The 20628-nt window shown below is 47.8% G+C and carries 16 protein-coding genes; all 16 read right to left on the bottom strand.

Annotated elements, in window-relative coordinates; genetic code table 11:
- Window positions 1-56: 56 nt before the first annotated feature.
- On the bottom strand, window positions 57-2882 hold the full coding sequence (gene uvrA, locus NE473_RS11100) for an excinuclease ABC subunit UvrA (RefSeq protein ID WP_055652317.1): 2826 nt from the start codon (window positions 2880-2882) through the stop codon (window positions 57-59).
- A 360-nt stretch (window positions 2883-3242) separates the two neighbouring features.
- Window positions 3243-3821, bottom strand: a complete 579-nt coding sequence (locus NE473_RS11095; protein ID WP_022033184.1) for a glycerol-3-phosphate responsive antiterminator — start codon at window positions 3819-3821, stop codon at window positions 3243-3245.
- Window positions 3814-7185, bottom strand: a complete 3372-nt coding sequence (locus tag NE473_RS11090) for an ATP-binding protein (protein ID WP_256265242.1) — start codon at window positions 7183-7185, stop codon at window positions 3814-3816. The genes NE473_RS11095 and NE473_RS11090 overlap by 8 nt, the downstream gene beginning before the upstream one ends.
- The gene (locus tag NE473_RS11085; protein ID WP_022033182.1) at window positions 7166-7816 is read right to left on the bottom strand and encodes a DUF4194 domain-containing protein; all 651 of its coding nucleotides are present in this window, start codon (window positions 7814-7816) and stop codon (window positions 7166-7168) included. Before NE473_RS11085 ends, NE473_RS11090 begins: the two co-directional genes overlap by 20 nt.
- Window positions 7816-9192, bottom strand: a complete 1377-nt coding sequence (locus tag NE473_RS11080) for a Wadjet anti-phage system protein JetA family protein (protein WP_006774494.1) — start codon at window positions 9190-9192, stop codon at window positions 7816-7818. The genes NE473_RS11085 and NE473_RS11080 overlap by 1 nt, the downstream gene beginning before the upstream one ends.
- Window positions 9179-10909 (bottom strand): GGDEF domain-containing protein, encoded by a 1731-nt coding sequence (locus NE473_RS11075; protein WP_256265241.1) that lies wholly within the window; start codon window positions 10907-10909, stop codon window positions 9179-9181. Before NE473_RS11075 ends, NE473_RS11080 begins: the two co-directional genes overlap by 14 nt.
- 195 nt (window positions 10910-11104) lie before the next feature.
- Window positions 11105-11716: a flavodoxin family protein gene (locus NE473_RS11070; RefSeq protein WP_006774496.1), complete on the bottom strand. Its 612-nt coding sequence runs from the start codon at window positions 11714-11716 to the stop codon at window positions 11105-11107.
- A gap of 20 nt (window positions 11717-11736) precedes the next feature.
- Window positions 11737-12600, bottom strand: coding sequence for a YitT family protein (locus NE473_RS11065; RefSeq protein WP_118041508.1), 864 nt, complete (start codon window positions 12598-12600; stop codon window positions 11737-11739).
- The gene (locus tag NE473_RS11060) at window positions 12600-13571 is read right to left on the bottom strand and encodes an NAD-dependent epimerase/dehydratase family protein (RefSeq protein WP_256265240.1); all 972 of its coding nucleotides are present in this window, start codon (window positions 13569-13571) and stop codon (window positions 12600-12602) included. Before NE473_RS11060 ends, NE473_RS11065 begins: the two co-directional genes overlap by 1 nt.
- A gap of 21 nt (window positions 13572-13592) precedes the next feature.
- Window positions 13593-14351, bottom strand: coding sequence for a creatininase family protein (locus tag NE473_RS11055; RefSeq protein ID WP_006774500.1), 759 nt, complete (start codon window positions 14349-14351; stop codon window positions 13593-13595).
- Window positions 14352-14368: 17 nt separating this feature from the next.
- Window positions 14369-15313, bottom strand: a complete 945-nt coding sequence (locus NE473_RS11050) for a phosphotriesterase family protein (protein WP_138312037.1) — start codon at window positions 15311-15313, stop codon at window positions 14369-14371.
- 12 nt (window positions 15314-15325) lie between these two features.
- Window positions 15326-15586: an HPr family phosphocarrier protein gene (locus NE473_RS11045; protein WP_006774503.1), complete on the bottom strand. Its 261-nt coding sequence runs from the start codon at window positions 15584-15586 to the stop codon at window positions 15326-15328.
- Window positions 15583-16605, bottom strand: coding sequence for a phosphotriesterase family protein (locus NE473_RS11040; protein WP_256265239.1), 1023 nt, complete (start codon window positions 16603-16605; stop codon window positions 15583-15585). The genes NE473_RS11045 and NE473_RS11040 overlap by 4 nt, the downstream gene beginning before the upstream one ends.
- A gap of 19 nt (window positions 16606-16624) precedes the next feature.
- Window positions 16625-17932 (bottom strand): PTS ascorbate transporter subunit IIC, encoded by a 1308-nt coding sequence (gene ulaA, locus NE473_RS11035; RefSeq protein WP_022033175.1) that lies wholly within the window; start codon window positions 17930-17932, stop codon window positions 16625-16627.
- A 32-nt stretch (window positions 17933-17964) separates the two neighbouring features.
- Window positions 17965-18252 carry a PTS sugar transporter subunit IIB gene (locus tag NE473_RS11030; RefSeq protein ID WP_022033174.1) on the bottom strand — a complete coding sequence of 96 codons (288 nt, stop codon included), beginning with the start codon at window positions 18250-18252 and terminating at the stop codon, window positions 17965-17967.
- A 20-nt stretch (window positions 18253-18272) separates the two neighbouring features.
- Entirely contained in the window at window positions 18273-20432 is a 2160-nt protein-coding gene (locus NE473_RS11025; protein WP_055649707.1) for a BglG family transcription antiterminator, read from the bottom strand.
- Window positions 20433-20628: the final 196 nt, after the last annotated feature.

Below are 20628 nucleotides of genomic sequence, written 5' to 3'. Positions count from 1 at the left end.
AAAAATACAAAAATGCCGGAATCCTTGATTTTACAAGGAATTCCGGCATTCATTCTTTATTCCAGATATTTCTTCACATACTGCCCCGTATAAGATGCAGGATTAGCAGCCACTTCCTCCGGGGTTCCCTGGGCAATCACCGTGCCGCCCTTGTCTCCCCCTTCCGGACCGATATCAATAATGTAATCCGCAGTCTTTATGACATCTAAATTATGCTCAATAACGACCACGGTATTGCCGCCTTCCGACAGCTTCCGCAGTATCTCAATCAGCTTGTGGACGTCGGCAAAATGCAGCCCTGTCGTCGGCTCGTCAAGCAGATAGATCGTCTTGCCTGTACCGCGCTTGCTTAACTCCGTCGCCAGCTTGATACGCTGTGCCTCTCCGCCGGAAAGTTCCGTGGAAGGCTGTCCCAGCCTGATGTAGGAAAGCCCCACATCGTACAGGGTCGCTATCTTTCTTGAGATGGAGGGCACATTCTCAAAGAACTTCAGCGCCTCCTCCACCGTCATGTTCAGCACGTCATATATACTCTTGCCCTTATACTTTACATCCAGAGTCTCGCGGTTGTACCGTTTTCCTCCGCAGACTTCACATGGAACGTAAACGTCCGGCAGGAAATGCATCTCAATCTTAATAATACCGTCGCCGCTGCACGCCTCACACCGGCCGCCCTTCACGTTAAAGCTGAACCGGCCTTTGGAATAGCCCTTCGCCTTCGCATCTGAGGTCGATGCAAACAGATCACGGATCAGATCGAATACCCCGGTATATGTGGCCGGATTCGAACGCGGGGTTCTTCCGATCGGGGACTGGTCGATGGCGATGATCTTATCCAGCTGTTCCACACCTTCGATGCATTTGTGCTTGCCCGGAATGGTCCTTGCCCGGTTTAACTTTTTCGCCAGCGATTTATACAGGATCTCGTTCACCAAAGAGCTCTTTCCTGATCCGGAGACACCGGTTACACACGTCATCACACCAAGCGGGAATGTGACGTCGATATTCTTTAAATTATTCTCCTTTGCCCCGCGGACGGTCAGATAGCCGGTCGGCTTTCTGCGCTCCTCCGGAACCGGAATCCTGATTCTGCCGCTTAAGTACGCGCCTGTGATGGAATCCTTACACTTCATGATCTGGTTTGCCGTTCCGACAGCTACCACATTGCCGCCGTGCTCGCCTGCCCCTGGTCCGATATCGATGATACAGTCCGCCGCGCGCATGGTATCCTCATCATGCTCTACCACCAGCACACTGTTGCCTAAATCCCTTAAATGAAGCAGCGTCTTCAGCAGCTTGTCATTATCTCTCTGATGAAGGCCGATACTCGGCTCATCCAGAATATAAGCCACCCCTACCAGGCCTGATCCAATCTGCGTTGCGAGACGGATACGCTGTGCTTCACCGCCGGATAAACTTCCGGTGGCACGGGTGAGCGTCAGATAATCGAGACCGACATCGATCAGGAACGTCACTCTGGCCCGGATCTCCTTTAAAATCAGGTCGCCGATGGAATGCTGCATCGGAGTCAGTACCAGCTGATCCAGAAACTCCCGGAACTTGATGATCGACATATTGGTTGCTTCGTAGATATTCTTATCTCCCACCGTTACGGCCAGAGACTCCTTTTTCAGCCTCATTCCGCGGCAGGCAGGACACGGGGTAATCCGCATAAAGGTTTCATACTCCGCCTTGGATGCCTCCGAGTACGTCTCACGGTACCTTCGGGCCACATTCTGAACCAGACCTTCAAAGGCCACATCGTATACGCCTTCTCCGCGCTGTCCCTTGTAGTGCACCTTGATTTCTTTTCCGTTGGTTCCATTAATCAGAACGTCGTGAACCGGCTTCGGATACTCTTCGAACGGTGTGTCAAGGCTGAACTTGTATTCACTGCTCAGCGCCTCCAATATGGCGCGTGTAAAGCTTCCCTTATCTGTACAGGACTGCCAGCCCAGTACAGTGATGGCCCCCTGGTTGATGCTCAGACTCTTGTCCGGAATCATCAGATCCTCATCAAACTCCATCTTATATCCCAGACCGAAACAATCCGGGCAGGCGCCGAAGGGGTTATTAAAGGAAAAGCTTCTCGGTTCCACCTCATCGATACTGATTCCACAGTCCGGACAGGAAAAGCTCTGGCTGAAGGTAATCGGCTGGCCGTCAATCACATCCACGGTCATCAGCCCGTCGGACAGCTCCATCACCGTCTCGATGGAATCTGCAAGACGCTTCTCGATTCCTGCCTTTACCACGAGACGGTCTACCACGATATCAATGTTGTGCTTAATATTCTTCTCCAGCTTGATCTCCTCTGACAGCTCGTACATATTGCCGTCAATACGGATTCTGACGTAACCGCTTCTCCTTGCGTGATCCAGGACCTTCGCATGTTCGCCCTTCCGTCCTCTCACCACCGGAGCGAGAAGCTGGATCTTCGTTTTTTCCGGAAGACCCATGATGTGATCCACCATCTGATCCACTGTCTGCTTCTTAATCTCCCGTCCGCACTTCGGGCAGTGGGGAATCCCGATTCTCGCATAGAGAAGTCTCATATAATCATAAATCTCCGTCACCGTTCCCACCGTGGAACGGGGGTTGCGGTTCGTCGACTTCTGATCGATGGAGATGGCCGGGGACAGTCCCTCGATGCTTTCCACATCCGGCTTTTCCATCTGACCCAGGAACTGGCGGGCGTAAGAAGACAGCGATTCCATATAACGTCTCTGCCCTTCCGCGTATATTGTGTCAAACGCCAGGGAAGATTTGCCGGAACCACTGAGACCCGTTAATACCACCAGTTCGTTTCTTGGAATGTCCAGAGAAATGTTTTTTAGATTGTGCTCGTTGGCACCTCTGATTTTAATATACTGCTTTGCCATACATATGACTCCTGTCTTTTCGTATGAATATAATAACTGTATGATCTGTGCTGCATCCAGCACTCGTTCTAATGGTCTGCCATCTCATAATATCACAGCTTTTTCATTTTTGCAAACATTTGTTCGTGTTTTCCATGATTTTCTGTTTTGCTCTTTTGGGGGCTCTTTTCAGGGCCGGCAGACCTCTGATTCCGAAAGAAAATCGAAGGGATTCTTCTCTGTTTTGGCAACAGCGGTATAAAAAGAAATCCGGACCCCAGGGCCCATTTAAACTTACATGCCCTGAGATTCGGATTTCTTTTTACACTGCTGTTTCTGCTCTGCATTTCCCTTTAACTGGCGGAAATCCTTCAGTCCCGCTCACATAAACCATACCCTCTGATTCGTCACCGATATCGCAACCGCTCCCGCATTCAGCGCATTCATCACGTCCTCCTTATCGGAGATCAGGCCCCCCGCGATGATGGGCACATTCACGGTGCTGCACAGTTTCTTAATAATCTTCGGCATCAGCCCCGGCAGAATCTCCACCGCATCAGGCACCAGGGAAGCACACTGTTTTTCGATATTTCCAAATGCCATGGAATCGATCACAAAAATCCTCAGAATTCCGAACAGCCCCAGCTCCTTCGCCCGCTTCACCAGCTGCGGCTTCGTGGATATGATCCCGTCCACTCCGGTATGCTCCCGGATAAAGTCGACGGCCACCTCTTTATTTCCCAGCCCGTTAATCAGATCCATATGCACAAACACCATCTTTCCGGCGCTTTTGGCAATCTCCACATACCGGCCCACACTGCAGATATCGCCAAACAGCAAAAATATAATCTGACTCTCGGAGTACAGGCATTCTTTCAGTCCCGTCTCGTCCTTCACCGCGGCGATTACCGGGCAGTCCTCCAGGATTATTCTAAATTTCCTCTTCTTATCATCAATCATCATCTTCCCCCTCATCCAGTTCCTTCATCAGCTGCGGAAAGCTTTCCCGCTCAAATTCCTGAATCGATATGGACTTCTTATTCGGATTGGCGAATACGAATGTCTTATCCACATTCTCCACGTAATTCTGAATCTTATCATTGGTAGCACTGATAATCGCCTGGAATCCCAGGCCGCGGATCAGCTCAATACAGCTGGCTACCTTCTCCGCATCCATCTTGGAAAACGCCTCATCCAACACCACCAGACGGATCGTCGGATTCCTCCTGACGCTCTCCGGCATACTGATGCGGTACGCCTGGGCAAAGCTGGCCAGAAGCGCCACATAGAGCGGATTCTGTCCCTCGCCTCCGGAATTTTTCTTGATCATTTTGCTTAAGCGGATCTTAATCACTTCATCCTCATTCTGAATCAGCTGCTGCATATCAAAGGATAAGTAGGTCCGGTAGTCGGCATACTTGTCCATATTGCGTTTCGCCTCCTCCATCTGTTCCGGCGATGCGTTATCCGGCGGGATGAAGACGTGAATCAATTCCTCGATCAGTTCTCCATACTGGCTCTCATGCTCCATTGTGAACAGATTCATCTGGTTGTCCACGGTATCATTTAAATCGTTGGGATTTACTTCCAGGGAATCATCCATGAACATATCGTAAAAACGACCGTCTGCCCCCTTGTTCTTTCCGATGACAAACTGGTATTTATCCTTGCCGAAATCGAGGCGGCTGATGATGCGGTTCAGTTCATCCTTTCGCTGCAGCGCCTCCCGGATGGCGCTCCTGATCTTGAACATGAAATCGTCCTTAAAATGCTCCACCGCCGACCGCGCCTGTTCTGCCGCGATCTGACGGTATTCCTCCAGATGATCACACTCCAGGATCTCCATCAGCTTCTCATATTCCCGGTTATCCTTCGCCGTGATGGAAAAATTCCGGTTGGGATACTTTCTCGCGTACTCTCCCCTGGCGTCCATCAGCGTCTGGAACGCCTGATCCCTGGCCTCCGCCGCCGCGTTCAGCCTTCCGGTAAAATAGTCCCTAAGCTTCTCATACCTCGGCTGTTCCTTCCCGGCCATATACTCTGTAAATTCTGCCTCCAGGATATCGTCCTGCTTAAATTCCCGCTCTTTTGCCAGCAGCTCCTGTTCCACCGCTGTGACTGCCTGGGTCATCTGGGCGATTCTCGTATGAAGCTCGTAGATCCGGCGGCTGACCGCGTCCCGTTCTCTTCTCTTGCCGTCGGCAAGGGCCAAAAGAGCGCTCCGCTCTTTCTCCCACTGGTCCACGTTCTCTTCCTTCAGCTTTAGCAGCTTCTGTTCCAGTTTTTTCTTTTCCTTCTGCCGCTCCTTCAAGTCCCCCATATCCTTCTGCCATTCCAGATACAGGCCGGTCTCCTCGTTTAGTCCTTCCAGACTTAGCACGGCCTCGCATTCCCTGACCGTCTTTTCTTCCGGAGCCCGCTTCTTCTCCATTTCCGCCAGAGATTTTTCCAGAAGGCGGATCCTCTGTCTCACACTGTCCTTCCCGATATAGGCGGATTTGGTGTACTGCTCTGGATTCATCTGCTGCAGACGGAACGTATGATAAACCATACAGTCCGGCGTCACACCGATGCGGCAGCCGCGCAGCTCGTCGATACTTCTGCACTTCACCACCTGTCCCAAAAGCCGCTCCAGATAAGGCTTTAAGTACGATTCTCTTACGTCAAGCTCCTCACAGAGCGCGCCTTCCAGAACGGTTGGCGTATCTTTTCCGGCCTTTTCCGTATCGAGAACAGCCACGCGGAAATACTCATTTTTGTCCAGTTCACTGTATATCCGCAGCGCATCCTCCGCATACGCCGGGGGCACCACGAGAGCCAGCTTGTTGCCTCCTAAATATCCCTCGACTGCGTTTCGCCATTCCTCATTGCGGATATCCAGCAGATCGGCCATGACGTGAACCTCCACAGCCTTTCCCGTCTCCTCCAGCAGCCTTCTCTGGATATAGGAACGGGCGTGCTCCAGAACCTTGGGATATGCCTTACTTCCGGCCTTTAACTGGGCCAGTTCCTCCTTCAGCTGGCGCTCCTGGCGTTTTAAATCACGAAGAACCGCTGACGCCTCGCTCTTTAGGTCCTCCGCTTCCTTCCGCATCTCCGCAAGCGACTTTTTCAGGCGTTCCAGCTTCTCTCCATCGATGGTGTTCTTCTCAAATTCCTCGATATCCCAGATCGTCTGATTCGATGTGGTCTCCTGGTCGATCCATGCGTTTAACCGCTCTGCGGTCTGATGCCATTTCACCTCACTCTTGTTTAAATGCTCCATCAGCTCATTTAAGGATTCCAAACGCGTCTTTAAATCTTCGTATCCGGTGGAAGAGATTCGTTTCAGCAGTTCCTCTCCCTGAGTGGTCAGGTCTGCAATCTGCTCATCCAGACCGTCCTTTAAGCGTTCCTGATTCTGCAGATCATCTCTGGAAAGCGCCGCCTTATCCGTCAGTTCTCCTGCCCGTTCCATCAGCTCCAGAATCTCAAGTTTTCTTGTAAAGTATCCGTTCTTTTGGATCGTTTCTTCCTTTTCCAGAACGAGACCGTATTTCTCCTGCATTTCCTTCAGGATAGAAATCTCTGTGTAAGTATCTTCAATCTTTTTTCTCATGCGTCCGTACTGCATGACGCTCTCCTGCATGTCGTCGATATGGATATCCTGCTCCATGCAGATGTATTCCTTCACAAAGTCTTCCAGACGGATGTTCATACGGAACGGAATGGCCCGTTTAAACAGCAGCGGAAATTTCTCGGAATCCAGACCGCCTAAGTACACATCGTAAAGCTGCCTGCGGAAACGCTCATTGTGGGAGGTGGCGAAATACTCTTCTTTGCCGTAATGGCTCTGCAGCCAGCCTTCCAACTCCAGGGTAGACATGGTGCGTCTGGCCGTCCGGTAACCGTTTTCCAGAAGCGGTCCGCGGTGCCAGAAGAAGCGTCTCGATATCTCGTTGGTCGATGTGTCCACATCGAATACGATTCCCACACACTGGTATTCCTCTGTATCTGTACGCTGCAGCTCCAGAACAATGGTACTGGAGAAATTCTGGTTCCTTAGGTAGGCGAACTCATTGTTCTCTCCGATGTTCACCATTCCGCGCAGATACTCGATTAAGTTGCGGTCAGAATCGTCCGCAGCCGCCTTATTGAAAAATCCGCGGCCATCGGTGTTGGCATAGAGCACAATCTGCATGGCGTCAATCACCGTGGACTTTCCGCTGCCGGAATGCCCGGTAAAAAAGTTAATCTCCCGGTTAAAGGACAGCGTTTTGCGGTTGATATAGTGCCAGTTATTTAAACAGATCCGGGACAGGGCCTCAAATCTCTGATTCGTCATCGTTATCTTCTCCTTCGCCAAATGATTCCAGCAGCACCCGCACATCGTCACCGAACAGCACCACATTGATGCACGGATAGATAATCAGCCTGCTGTCGCCATTTAAATCTTCCAGCAGATCTAAAGGCTCCACAACCTGATATTTTTTCAGCAGGGTGACCGCTCTTCTGATATCGGTGGGCGACGGCTGTTTTTTAAAGAGCCGGTAATTTCCCAGCTTTTCATGTATTTCTCCCAGTGATGTATAGATATTGACACTGGTGGATACCGTGGCCATCTGTTCGTCATAGATCAGCTTTAATATCAGTAAATAAAGGGTAGCCAGCTTCGGAAGCTTGTCACCCACCAGCGTTTCGCCCTGAATGTAGATAACTCCCATCTGGCTGTTCTCCACCACCGAGACGCCGCTGACGGCAAAATATTTTCTTAGAAATTCCAGATGCTTGTTGCAGATCCGGAACTCCCGGTTATTCGTAAAGCGGCCGGAACGCTTTTCGTATTTCCGCTCCAGCACAAACGTCTGCCTGAGAAGAAGCTTAACGGCTTCTGTTACTTCCTGCTGCTCTTCCGGCAAAAGGCTGTCGTAATAGGGGATCCCCATGGTTCCTGTCGCCTGTTCCTCGTACCCCATTATGATTTCCTCCTTGTAAATGTCAGCTTCGGATAACGGTATCCTCCGCTCTCTATCATTTCCGGTTCCCCATCCGCATCTTCCACCCGGTACAGACTCTTTCGCCTGGTGGAATAGTCGTAGGCCAGTATCAGCTTCTCGAAGTCTTCCCCGGAGCGGATCATATCGCCGGTGACCTCCATCCGTCCGTCCTCCATATTCTCCTCGATGAAGCTCTCAATTTCTTTTTTACTGTAGCGGTTTTTCAGCTTATTCAAGTTCAGGATTTCTTCCCTGGAAAGTTCCTCCGCCTCTTCCTCCGGCTCCAGATTACCGGTGAAGTCTGCCTTTGGCCTTCTCCGCTTATACAGGGATTTCTCGGACAAAATAGTCATCTGGGACAGATTCATGCGCTCTCCCACCTGCCGGATCCGTTCCTCCTGCTTATCTCCCTCGGACAAATGATTCAGCAGCTGAATGACCATCCCCTTCATGTTATCATCCTGGTTGAGTAAGTAATTAAGCCTTGTGACTGTAGCGCGGATATATCTGGAATGCTCCCGGTCCATGTTGGCAATCCGGTGTTCAATGCTGTCGAAGCCTCTCTCGATCTGGTCCAGCTTCTCCGTGATATCGGCGGCTGATACCTTTCCCCCGCTTCGCCTGCTCATCTGTTCAATCCATTCCGTATCATCCCGCATGGCCGCTATCCATCTCTTAATGTCGGTTTTATAAAGGTAAAAATTATCGGAGGTCTTTAAAATGTGGTATTTCTTCTTCACAATTTCCTCCACATATCCCTCTAAATGATCCTTGAGAAGATCTTCATACGTCTTCTGTTCCAACAGGCTTGCAAAGAATTTATCCATATTGTGAAGCATGTCCTGCAGTGTCTTATTCAATCGCTTCGTGTTGACAAGCGCCGTATTTAAAAGGCTGATGCTGGCTCTCGGATCGTTCTTTAAGGAGAACAGTATGGCATAGACATTTTGAATATAGATCTGCGTCTCGTCCTCATCCTCGCTGTCAAGCCGCAAAAAAGCCTCTGTCATGACGGCGGCGTAGTCCGGAATCACAATATACACCGTCATAGAGGCATAATCATCCACTTTTCTGAGCCAGCCGGTCTTCAAAAGCCAGCTTAACACCCTCGTGGCCGGCGGTTCCAGCGTATCCAGTTCATCCTCCAGCTCGTCCTGCCAGATCACGTACCGTTTCTTTGCAAAATACTCGCTTAATATCTGGATGCAGACCTCACGGCTCAAAAAGTAGTTGCTGTATTCATATTCCTCGTTGATTCTCAATAGTGCTTCTATGTAGATAGACCGGTTCACCGAGCGGAACAGCCCCCAGAACCGGTCCGGTATTTCTTCCATCAGTTTCTTATTCTGTTTCATTCTTTATGCCTCCGCAGCCACATTCCGGCGGTTCGGAACGCAGTTCTTCCTGTTTCCGTTTCCGCTTCATCTGCTGCTTTTTCTCATACATGGTAAAATCGGCGCGGCGAAAGGCCAGATCGATTCCGCACTCATCCTCTTCGGCCCAGCCGACTGCGACTGAGACAGGAAACCCCAGCTCATTCTCCGCCTCTCCCAGTTTCTCCTCCAGCCTCTCTTCAAAGGCCTTCGCCTCTTTTCCGGAGATCCGGTCAGACAGTATACAAAATTCGTCCCCGCCGATACGGTAAAGTCCCGAACAGTCTTCCAGAGAAGCTTTTAATGCCGCTGCCACGAAAATCAGGGCGGCGTCTCCCTTCTGATGTCCCCACTGGTCGTTGATCCTTTTTAATTCATTTAAATCGGCGACCACCACCATGGTACCGGGGCCCGATTCACCGCGGAGCAGTGCCATCTGCTTCTCAAACGCATTCCGGTTGGGAAGCGCTGTCAGCATATCCGTATAAGCCATGTGCTCTAAAAGCTCCCGTTTCATGCCCTCATCACGCTCCAGTACAAGCTGCCGCACTGCGTAATAGATCAGAACGCTGAAAAATATTACCACGCCTATCTGGCTGAAATAGGCCGAGCTGATGTCCGTTCCTCCCACATAGAATCTCACAATATCGAGGCAGGCAAACAGGGCAAAGGACAGGCACGCCGCCATGAGCTGAATATCCTTCACCGGATCTCTGCGCAAAATCCGCATAATAAAGCGGAAGAGAAGTTCCGCCATAACAAGAAGCAGGATTACATGAGCTCCGATCAGGCTCTCTATAAAATCACTGATTCCGGTTATCTGAAGAATCGAAACCACTATGAAGTTTAAATTGGCGAGCCAGAAAAGCAGGTTCATCCATCTGTCTTCTGAGAAGCTCTCATACGTCAGAATAAACTGGATACAGGCAGGCGGTATCAGGTAAAACAGAAGAAAGAGCGCATTGGATACGAGAGGCGCCTTTCCCCACAGAATCTGGTATCCGCCGGATTCCAGTATAAGCCACATGCAGGTCACAAGGGAAAAGATACAGAGACAGCGCAGCTGATACGTGATGTATTTTTTCTGAAAGCTGAAACTGTATATCAGCAAAAGAAGCGCCGCCAGTATAATTGCTGAATTGAAGATCAGCGTCGGCATGCATTCATGGATAACCTGAAATACCAGCGCATTTTTCGTACCGATATAGACCCTGCCCAACTGGCCGGATAAACCATTGTAGTATTTTACCGTCTCGATGGATAGTGTCTTTCCCTGCCAGTTTTCCGGAAGTCTGGCAATCACCCAGGCATTATATGGCGCATTCCCGAAGGGAGTCTCCTGATTGTATCCGAATTCTTCAATGAGTTCTCCTTCCAGATAGATTCTCACATACTGGTGAACGGCACGGAGCATGACGGAATTCCCCTTAATTCCATAATCCCCAAGTTCTGTGGAATAGCGGATGAGTTCCTCCTTCTGCGGAGAAAACGGTCCGGGAAGCTCAGACTGCACTTCCTGCCCCTGATATTCAATCTTCCACTCACCGGTGACTGCTGCCGACTGTTCGCTGTCAAAACGGACATCCGGCGCCTTACCTGTGATAAAAATCCATAAAAAAAGACAGAAAGAAAACGCCATCACAAAATACATGACAGCGGACCGACAGCTCCTGTCACTTCCTGCTCTCTTCTTTTCCATGCCTGTGCACCCCATTTTCTTTAAAGGTTACAGCAATATTATAGCAAGAACAAACACATGTGACAATCACATTCTTTAAAATGGTTCAATTGACACACCGATGATGCCGGTTTTAAAAGAATTGTGTATGAAAGAAAATACGGCCGGAACAGCACCTCTGGAAAACGAAGTACAGTCCTGCCGTATTTTGTTTCATTATTTATGGAAATCAGTTCTTATCTTTTTTTCATATACCGGACGCAATATCGTTCCTGATTCGATCAATCGCAGCAGCCATACCATATTTTTTCCCAGTGTCCGCATGGTTTGAAGTCCTTCCTGATCCAACAGCAAATCGCTCCTTCTGTTTCCATTTCCATGAATCTGGTTCCAATATTGTGAAGTAACTACCGGCATATTTCTGATCTGAAAATATTTGTTGATCTGATCGTATGCAGTGCTGGCTCCTCCCCTTCTGCAGCTCACAACCGCAGCAGCCGGTTTTCCGGAAAAATCGCCACAGTAAAACACACGATCCATAAAGCACTTCAGCTGTCCCGTAATACCCGCAAAATATACAGGCGAACCGAACAGAAAGCCGTCTGCAGTATCTGCCATATCCAGAAATTCATTCACCAAATCCTGCTTACAGCACCGTCCTGTTGACTGACAGTGCTTACAGGCAATACAGCCAGCCACCGGTTCCATCCCAATCCAGAACCATTCTGTTTCAATACCGTCATTGATAAGCATTGAAGCCACTTCTTCCAGAGCTCCCCGCGTACAGCCATTTTCATGGGGACTTCCATTTACAATTAACACCCTCATGCTTTTCTTTCCCTCTCACTCTATAAATGTTTCGGAAACCGTCCATAGATGCGGTCAATATAGAAAAAAGTGACAAATGCCTCACTTCCCCGGTCTTTCATATACCGTTCCAGCATCTTCGCCTCCTGGCCTGACAATGCCGCATATATTACCTGGTACGGCTTCCCGCTGTACCCGCCCCGGCCTTCCAGAACAGTAGCTGAACGGTTACAGTTTGTGATGATCCATTGTATGGATTCCTCGTTATCTGAAACCAGAATGGCTCCCATACTTCTGTTCTGTAAATGGACCATATCAGTAATGGCAGACGACACACATACATACACCAGCGAATAAATAACAGTTTCCAGGCTGTAATGGAACGCACACCATGCGTAGACAGCCAGATTAATCATAAAAGCAATTTTCCCTACGCTCATACGATTATGGTACTTCATTATAACAAGTCCCAGTACATCCTGTCCCCCACCGGAACCGCCTTCCCTCAAAGTCAGCCCCACACCCCAGCCGCATATCACTCCTCCTACTGCAGCACTGGCAAATGGAGCATCTGGAAGTAACGGAAATGAAACGGGAATCACAGTCAGAAAAAACGTCTGTACAGCCACACAGACTATAGTCTTACAGAAAAACCGGCTTCCAATATTCAGCCAGGCCAGACAGAAGAGTGGAAGATTCAGAAAGAAAAAGATGATACCAGCTATGTCACGCTCTCCGACAGGCATATGAAATACTTCCTCAAGAATTGTCCTCATAATCTGGCAGATTCCCAAAAGGCCGCCGCTATACAGACCTGAGGGGACAATAAAACAGTTCATTCCAAATGCAAACAGAAAAGTTCCTGCCATCGCTTTTAATAGGTGCAGTCCATCATCCCGTTTCATCACAATTCTTCCAAACCTCTGCTTCTTCTGACCATGTTAATGCTTGCCAGCAATCCCTGTTCCATCGTATGGGCGGGTTTGTATCCGATTTCCTGCTCAAGTGCCGATGTATCAAAATGGAACGGTATGTCCATATCTCCCCCCAGAGGCTGGATATCCGTTTCAGGCAGAACTGACCGAATAAACTCTATCGCATCCTTCACCGGCCGGTACTCCCCTCTTGTATTAAAAATACCACTCTGTGTTGGTGGTGCTAAAAGAGCATCACGGAAGATATCTGCCATGTCTCCGACATATTGAAAATCAAACATGGTATCTGAATATGGTACTCTGCTGGCAGCTCCTACTGCAGGCTGATCAATAATAGAAGAGAAAAACGGTTGGAAAGAGGACATAATATACGGGCCATAGGAAAGATTAACCCGCAGAGCAATGGAATCAAGACCATATTCCTTCCGGTAGAATTCACTCAGCCCCTCGTTGAAGACTTTTGTATAGGAATACAGACTTCCCGGGCAGAGAGGCGTGCGCTCATCCATACTCTCCTCATTGCCGTCCCCATACCTCCGCTTTCTATCACTTTGGACTCCATATACAGCGGAAGAACTGGCCCATACCAGGCGTCTTAATCTTTCCATTTTACATATTTCGAGAAGATTCTGGAACGCAACAATATTCGTCTGCACTCCATCGGTCGGATTCGCCCTTGTCTTCTGGTTTAGCCTGGAAGCCAGGTGGGCAACCGAGTCACAGCCATAATCGACGATCAGTTTTCTGATTCTCTCTGCGTCTGTCATATCTCCCTGTTCCAATACCAGGAGTTCCCTTTCCTCCTCTGTCAGCATCTCATCCAGCCATCTGCTGGTACTTTTGCTGTGATACAGCGCCACCACTTCTATTCCAGCCTCTACCAGACTTTTCACTACATAGGAACCGATAAAGCCTGTTCCTCCTGTCACAAAACATCTCATCTCCCCAGTCTCCTTCCTGTATTACTTCCCCTTCCCGCCTGACAAATTCATTTTCTGCATTTCATACGTTACCAGACGTACCATGGCATTCACTTCCGCCTCTGTCAGCACTTTCCCTTTTTCTTTCGTACCGGCTTTCGCATCGCCCATCACACCGGTGGACGTCACCTCATCCCAGTAAGTCGGCGTACTGTCAAAATCTTCCGGAAACTTCGGATAATCACAGATTGCCCGTTCCATATAGACACGATCAGGACAGCATTCCAGCGCCTGGGATGTCTCGACCTCACATGCATGCCAGAATACCGGATGGGCGAACGGTGAGGTACAGACTTCCTTCGCTTTGTCCCTCATGCTCTGCCGCTCCTCCAGAATGACCATCTTCATATCCCGGAATTCATCATAGCATTCCCGGACTGCCTGCTTTACTGCAGGTACATTTCCATAATGGTGGCTGTGAATAAAAACAAGCTCAAAGCCTCGTTTTCTGAAGCTGTACAACAGGTCCTTAATCACCGCAATCAAGGTATGGTAGGACAGGGTCAAGGTTCCCGGGAAACGATTTAAAGACCATACCTGTCCCACAGGAATCGTCGGCATCAAAATAATTCCCGTCTCCGCACAAACTCTCCTGCATTGTTCCTCACAAATATGATTATCCACATCAAGCTTCATGTGGGGGCCATGGGCCTCAATTGCACCAAGCGGCAGAAGGCAGACAGGCATCTCCTCCACGGCCTCCTTCGCCTCCGGCCAGGTTAAATTTCTCCACTCCTTCATAAATAATCCCTCCGTGTTCAGGCTTCAAAGCTTAAGTACTGCCTTGGATTATTGCATATCAAATCGTCTCTGATATCCATAGCCTGTTCTTCCTGCATTCCCTGTTCTGTCAGCTGCCTGACCAGCCTGGGCAAAAATACTTTTAAAATATATCCAAAGCCCGGTCCGCCGCCAAACGATGTTAAATAACTCTGTCTGGCCATATCGCCGCACAAAAGTATCTTTTTCCGGTATCCCAAACGAATCAGTTCACAGATTAAATCAATTCTTGTCTGTTCTGTACAATACTTTATCTTGCTGATCTGATCCAATCCGATGAAAACACCATTCTTTAGTAATTCCCTGTAATACCACAGATCCGGATTCCTGTCCATGTGACCAATGCAGACCTGCTCTAAATTAGCCCCTTCCTCCTTCAGCAAAGCGATCTGCTCCAGTCCCATGGTTCCGATCCCTGTATGAGTAAACAGAGGCATTGACAGACTTTTCTGAGCCCTCGCCACCGCCCTGGCACATCGGTTCTCTGACTCTGAGATAAATCCGTAACTTGTACCGAATTTTAACTGGCCAGGCTTCAAATGATTTCTTCCATATCCATTTTCAGCAGCATCCATCACCCGCTCATAAAGTTGTTCCGTAGTACTGTTTCTGACCTGCTCACTGTGATGCTCTTTCTGACCAAAGCCGACGGTTCCCACTATGGGAATTCCACTTTTTTCGGATATTTCCAGTCTTAAGTGGGAATTCTCCCCAAAGTCGGCTATAGAGGCATCTACCAGAAGAGTTCCTCCTGCTTCTTTAAACAGTTTTACCTCACTCACCATTCTGTCAATATCGCACAGCTCCAGATCAGGTTCTTTTTCTCTGGAAACAGGAGATCTGGCAATCACATGTTCATGGTAATACACTGCTCCGGCTCTTTCCGGTATCATATCTCCTGTAAGCGTCCTGATTATCTCCAATTTCTTCTCCCCCTAAATCGGCTTTTCCTTCAACATCTTCTCCAGTGTCCGGCACGCCTCATCTTCATCCTCTCCGGTAATCTCAATATGAAAGGCTTCTCCCTTCTTGATCCCCAGCTTCAGCACAGAAATCATACTTTTTAAATCTCCTGTTTTTTCTTTGTATTTGATTTCCATTGATGAACGGTAATTTTGTGATACCTCTGCCAGTCGGCTGGCTGGCCTGGCATGCATACCGTAATCATCCTCCAATGCATATATAATCTGCTTCATAAAATCTCTCCGTATCCTGTCTTGTTTTTTTGCTTAAAGGTCATACATCTCTGTGGATTCTCATAAAAAAACTTGTGAAAAAGCTTCTCTCCCTCCAGTCCCGATTTCTCTGCCATTTCCTTAAACTGTATCTGGAACCAATCAAATACATATCCAAGCCCCAATCCAAACTGATAATGACGGTAATATGATTTTCTCGCCATATCTCCGGAAATAAGAATCTGATCTTCATACCCTTCCTTCACCAGTGTCAGAATATGGGTAATCAGACTGCTCTCCGTATGATATTTAGTTTTTCCAATACCGTCGAAACAGAGATACGCTCCCGTGTCTGCAATCCTGCGGTGATACCATAGATCCATGTTCCTGTCCATATGACCAAAGCTGACATTCTCAAGCGATACTCCCACGGCTTTCAGCAGTTCGATCTGCTCCAGACCCATAGTTCCTGCTTCCGTATGGGAATGAATCGGCGCCCCCGTTGCAAAATGGACTGCTGCAGCCACTTCCATTGTCTTTTTCTCCAGCGGAGAGATGGAATTATAACCTGTGCCGAATTTCACCTGCCCCGCTTTGCAGCTGGTTCCCTCCAGACCCACTTCCACCTCCCGGCAGACGAAATCCGCGAGTTCTGAGACGGAACTTTTTTCTATCCACTCTTTAAAGGTAGAGTATCCCCCGATCAGCCCGCGTCTTCTCTCATCCAGTGGGGCCTCCCATAAAAATCCTTTATTAAAGCCCGCGGTTCCAATGACATGGAGGCCACTTCTTTTCGAAAGGTCTGCAACCGCTTCTACCTCCCGGCCATAATCAATAGCCGTTGCATCCACGATAGCTGCTCCTCCCATTCTTTTGTAGTCCATCATGTCTGCCAGCGTTTTCTCGGGATCGTCAAGAAGCAGATCGTCGTCATTTTTCCACACCCAGTATGGCGGACGGCATACCAGATGTTCATGGGACAGTGTAAACCCCATCTCTTCCGGCCTGATATCTCCAAGCAGTGTTCTTATAAATCCCATGAACAGCACCTCCGTTCTTTTAACCGAACAGTCTGCCAAACAGGGCAAAAATCCAGAACAGTAAGAATTCATCTGTCTCTCCCGCCCACATAATAGTATCCGGGATAGTGGCTGGTACCAGAAACTTGATGAATACCAGCTGCCCAAGCGCGACTATGGTCGAAATAATAAATCCGCCCAGCAGTGCCCCCTTGATTCCTCCAGTAGAGTTTCCGAAGATTCCGGCCGTCGCTCCATGAAAAAACAGAACAATCATTGTGGGAACCACAACAAAACCGATAGACAGCCCCAAGGTCAGCATCCAGAAGATAATACCTGCAAACATCCCGACAAAACCAAGGATAACCGAGTTCGGAGAATAGGTAAACAGCACCGGGCAATCGAGAGCCGGGATTGCATTCGGAACAAGTTTATCTGCAATCCCCTTAAAGGACGGAATAATCTCTCCTACGAATAACCGTACCCCTACAAGAATCACTGCAATGCCTGCGGCAAAAGTGAGCGACTGTACAACAGCGTAAACAATAAAATTCTGTGTTCCCGCATTCGCCATTAACGCCTGTCCATTTTCTGTATTCTTCACCATAACGATCACTGCGCCGATTAAATAGAATATCATCATGACAAGAGCGGTGATCACGTTGTTGTCCCGCAAAAAAGACAGCCGTTTAGAAAACACAATTGTTTCTGCATCCTTTTTATTTTTCGCAAATACTTTCCCCGCATTTGCTGCAATAAAGCTTCCCACTCCGGAAGGATGCGCCAGAGCAAAATCATTGCCTCCAGTGATATTTCTTACGTATTTCTGGCAGATAGCCGGCTGTAATGTAAAGTAAAGTCCCAGAACAGGAGCCAGAATACAAACCATCTTCCAGGTGGCCATTTCCGGTGCGAAATTAATCAGTACACCGCTGGACACCACTGTAACCCACCAGAGTTCGTGCCCTGTTAAAAAAATATATTTAAATGGTGTAATCCTTGCCAGTATCACATTGATCAGGAACGAGGTTGCCATAACGATGGCAATCACGCTTCCAAATTTTCCTACGAATGCGTCATAACCCATACAATTGGTAAGCACAGCCGACGGCAGCCCGAATACCTCAGACCACAGCGGTTCAAAAACCTTTAAGGCACCGGTGACAATATTGCTTCCGGAGCTGATGACGAGAAAGCCGATCCCAGCTTTCAGCGTTCCTGATACGGTCTTCTCAAACGGTGATTTCTGCAGCAGATGACCGATGAGTACAACAAGCATCAGCAGGAAAGCCGGTGTGTTAAAAAAGTTATTAGAAAGCCATGTTGCGATTGTACCTAAAGTCCCCATAATTCTTCCCCTTTCTTTTCCCCATTTTCTTTTTACTTCTGTTCGTTCTCCAACGCCTGTAACACCTCCGCAATCTCTTTTTCTATAATTCCCTTATTGATATAATTGGTAATACAGACAATTTTCGCCCTCGGATTCGTAATACTGTCTGCAATCTCCTGTGATGTAATAATAAAATCACACCGCTCGCTGCAGGCACACGACGCATCCGTATGTTCTAACTCCGCCTGAAGCCCTTTACGGTTTAAAATATCCTGGACACTCATCTTTAAAATCAGGCTTGACCCCTGTCCTGTTCCACATACACATAATATTTTCATGTTCATCCCTCCTTTGTGCTTTAATCCGTTTCGTATCGGTGAATCAGTTCCACCACTTCTTCCACTGTCTGCGCCTCCATGAATTTCTCTAAAGTCTCTTCCTCCCCGAACATATTGGACAAATGAACCAGCGCGTTAATGTGGCTGTGTCCGTCTACACTTGACAGAATAATTAAAAGATTGGCATATTTTTCTTCGTTAAAATAAATTCTTTCCCTGGAGCACAGCATGGCCATTGCCAGTTTTTTCGCTCCTTCCGAAGGTCGGGCATGTGGCAGGGCTACTCCCGGTGTTAAAACAATATAAGGCCCTGTCGTCTCAATCGAATCAATCATAGCCCGCACATAGTTCTGTGTAATGCTTCCATCTTCAATAAGCGGGGCTGACGCCAGTCGGATCGCCTCCCTCCAGTCAAGTTTGTCATCCGTAAACTGTATTCTGTCCGCCGTCAAAAGATCTTTCAACATATAGTTTTTTGCTCCTTTAAATATGATTTCGTAATCACCGCTGTTATAAAGCTGTTCCAGTCTAATTCCTGCTTCATCCCTCTGTCCTGACGGAAGAAAATCCTTCAAAATATACATGGTTTCCTTCAAAAGAATTTTTGTTGAATCAGCCGCCCGATCCCCTTTTTCCGCCAGCATCCTGCTGATATTTCCCTTGTCCTGTGCCGTCAGAAAAGGATTCACCCGCACGCAGGGAATGTTCTCATCAATCTTTAAAAGCATCGGCGCCACAAGCAAATCCAGCTTGTTATAGAAGGTCCAGTAATTAATTTCATAGGAAGGAATCAGTATGGTTCTCACACCGGAGAACGTACTCTGTATCTGTTTTTCCACGAGAGCCCCTATCCCGATATTATTGGCACAGACGATCCCCACCAGTGGTATCTTCTGCTTCTGTTTTGCCTCTTCCCCCTGGATAAACCAACCGATGAGCTGCGCGGTTATATAGGCAGCTCCGTTCTCCGATATTTCCGCCTCCTGCAGTCCCCTGATCGTATTCATCTTTCGCGTAACATCAAAAATGTATTTATAATTGCTCCTGATCGTCTCTACGAATGGATCATAAATCTGAAATCCACAGCTCATACGCAGCAGTACACCGCTTAAAGACTGGCTTAATTTTTCGATCACCACCTCCTTCTGTGTACATCCAAGTCCTATTCGCTCTTCAAATTCAGTGATAATCTCCTCAGCAAACTGCTCCAGTGAAGTCTCATGCATCACAAACTGTTCCAAATTATCTTCCTGGACACTTCCCATGCATACAATCGTTTGGGAGAGCAGTTCCTTCTCCATTGTCAGGATCTCTTTCCAGTCGTCCACCTCTGCTGATGCGGTTTTAGAAGCAGTTTTTATTTCCTGCCAGATCCCCGACTTTAAGATCAGATATTCAATGCAGTTTCTGGTATATGCCTCTCTGCTCTCTTTACTGACTGCCCCTCGCTCTACATAATGCCCCTGTCTGATTCTCCGGGCAATCAGTTCCACAGCCAGGGAAATATTTACCGCCGACTGAAGCGACAGCTTATGTCCCAGTTCTTTTGATGCCGTCTCCAGTCTGTCAGCCCGTTTTCTAATCTGTACGTCATCAAAACCATATAAATGGAAGAGAATTTCTTCGTCTATATGATACAAAGGTGCATCTTCTTCTGATGAAAAGATGGGGATCAGAGATATGTAATAAGGAATCAGCCTTCGAATTTCCGACTCTTTCCCTGCCAGCATATACCCTTTTTTATTCGACGTAATCCTTAACTGAAACCCATTGTTTTTCAGAAACCGGCTGATCGCAGTCATATCCGCAATACAGGTATTCCGACTGATTTCAAACATCTCACAGATTTGGTAATTCGTGATAAAATGGTTTGTGAGAAGTTTAAAAACAATATACTTTCTTCTTTCAAAAAACGAATAATAATACTCTTTTTCTGAAATATTTTTTAACAATTCCCTCAATTGCTCCAGCCCTTCAGGTGGAACGGACACAGTCCTTTTCTCCCTTTCATCCTTAAGCACCACCCCCCTTTTCTCCAGCCAATAAATACAGTCCTCTATTATTTGTTTTGCCTGCGTCCTCGAAACTCTCATAACCTGAGAAAGCTGATGTACAGTCAGACATCCCATATTATCTGATAAAAGCTGGAAGGCGATGAGAATATCCCTTGCTATCTTCATATTTTTCACTCCCTGATTTCATTATATAGAATATTATTTTCCACCAACAGTCCAAATAGTTTAATTTTCCTTTCTATAAAAATATACTATATAAGTGTACGGAACACCATGACGGCTTATTTGTGTAAATATGCTTTATCTGTGCATATTTATATAACTTCACTGTTTATTTCCTGTATAACTCCAGCTTTTTTCA

Source organism: Hungatella sp. SL.1.14, from assembly GCF_024460495.1.
Classification (GTDB): Bacteria; Bacillota; Clostridia; order Lachnospirales; family Lachnospiraceae; genus Hungatella; species Hungatella hathewayi.
The sequence above is the reverse complement of the archived record's forward strand: the minus strand, read 5'-3'. Positions and strand labels throughout refer to the sequence as shown.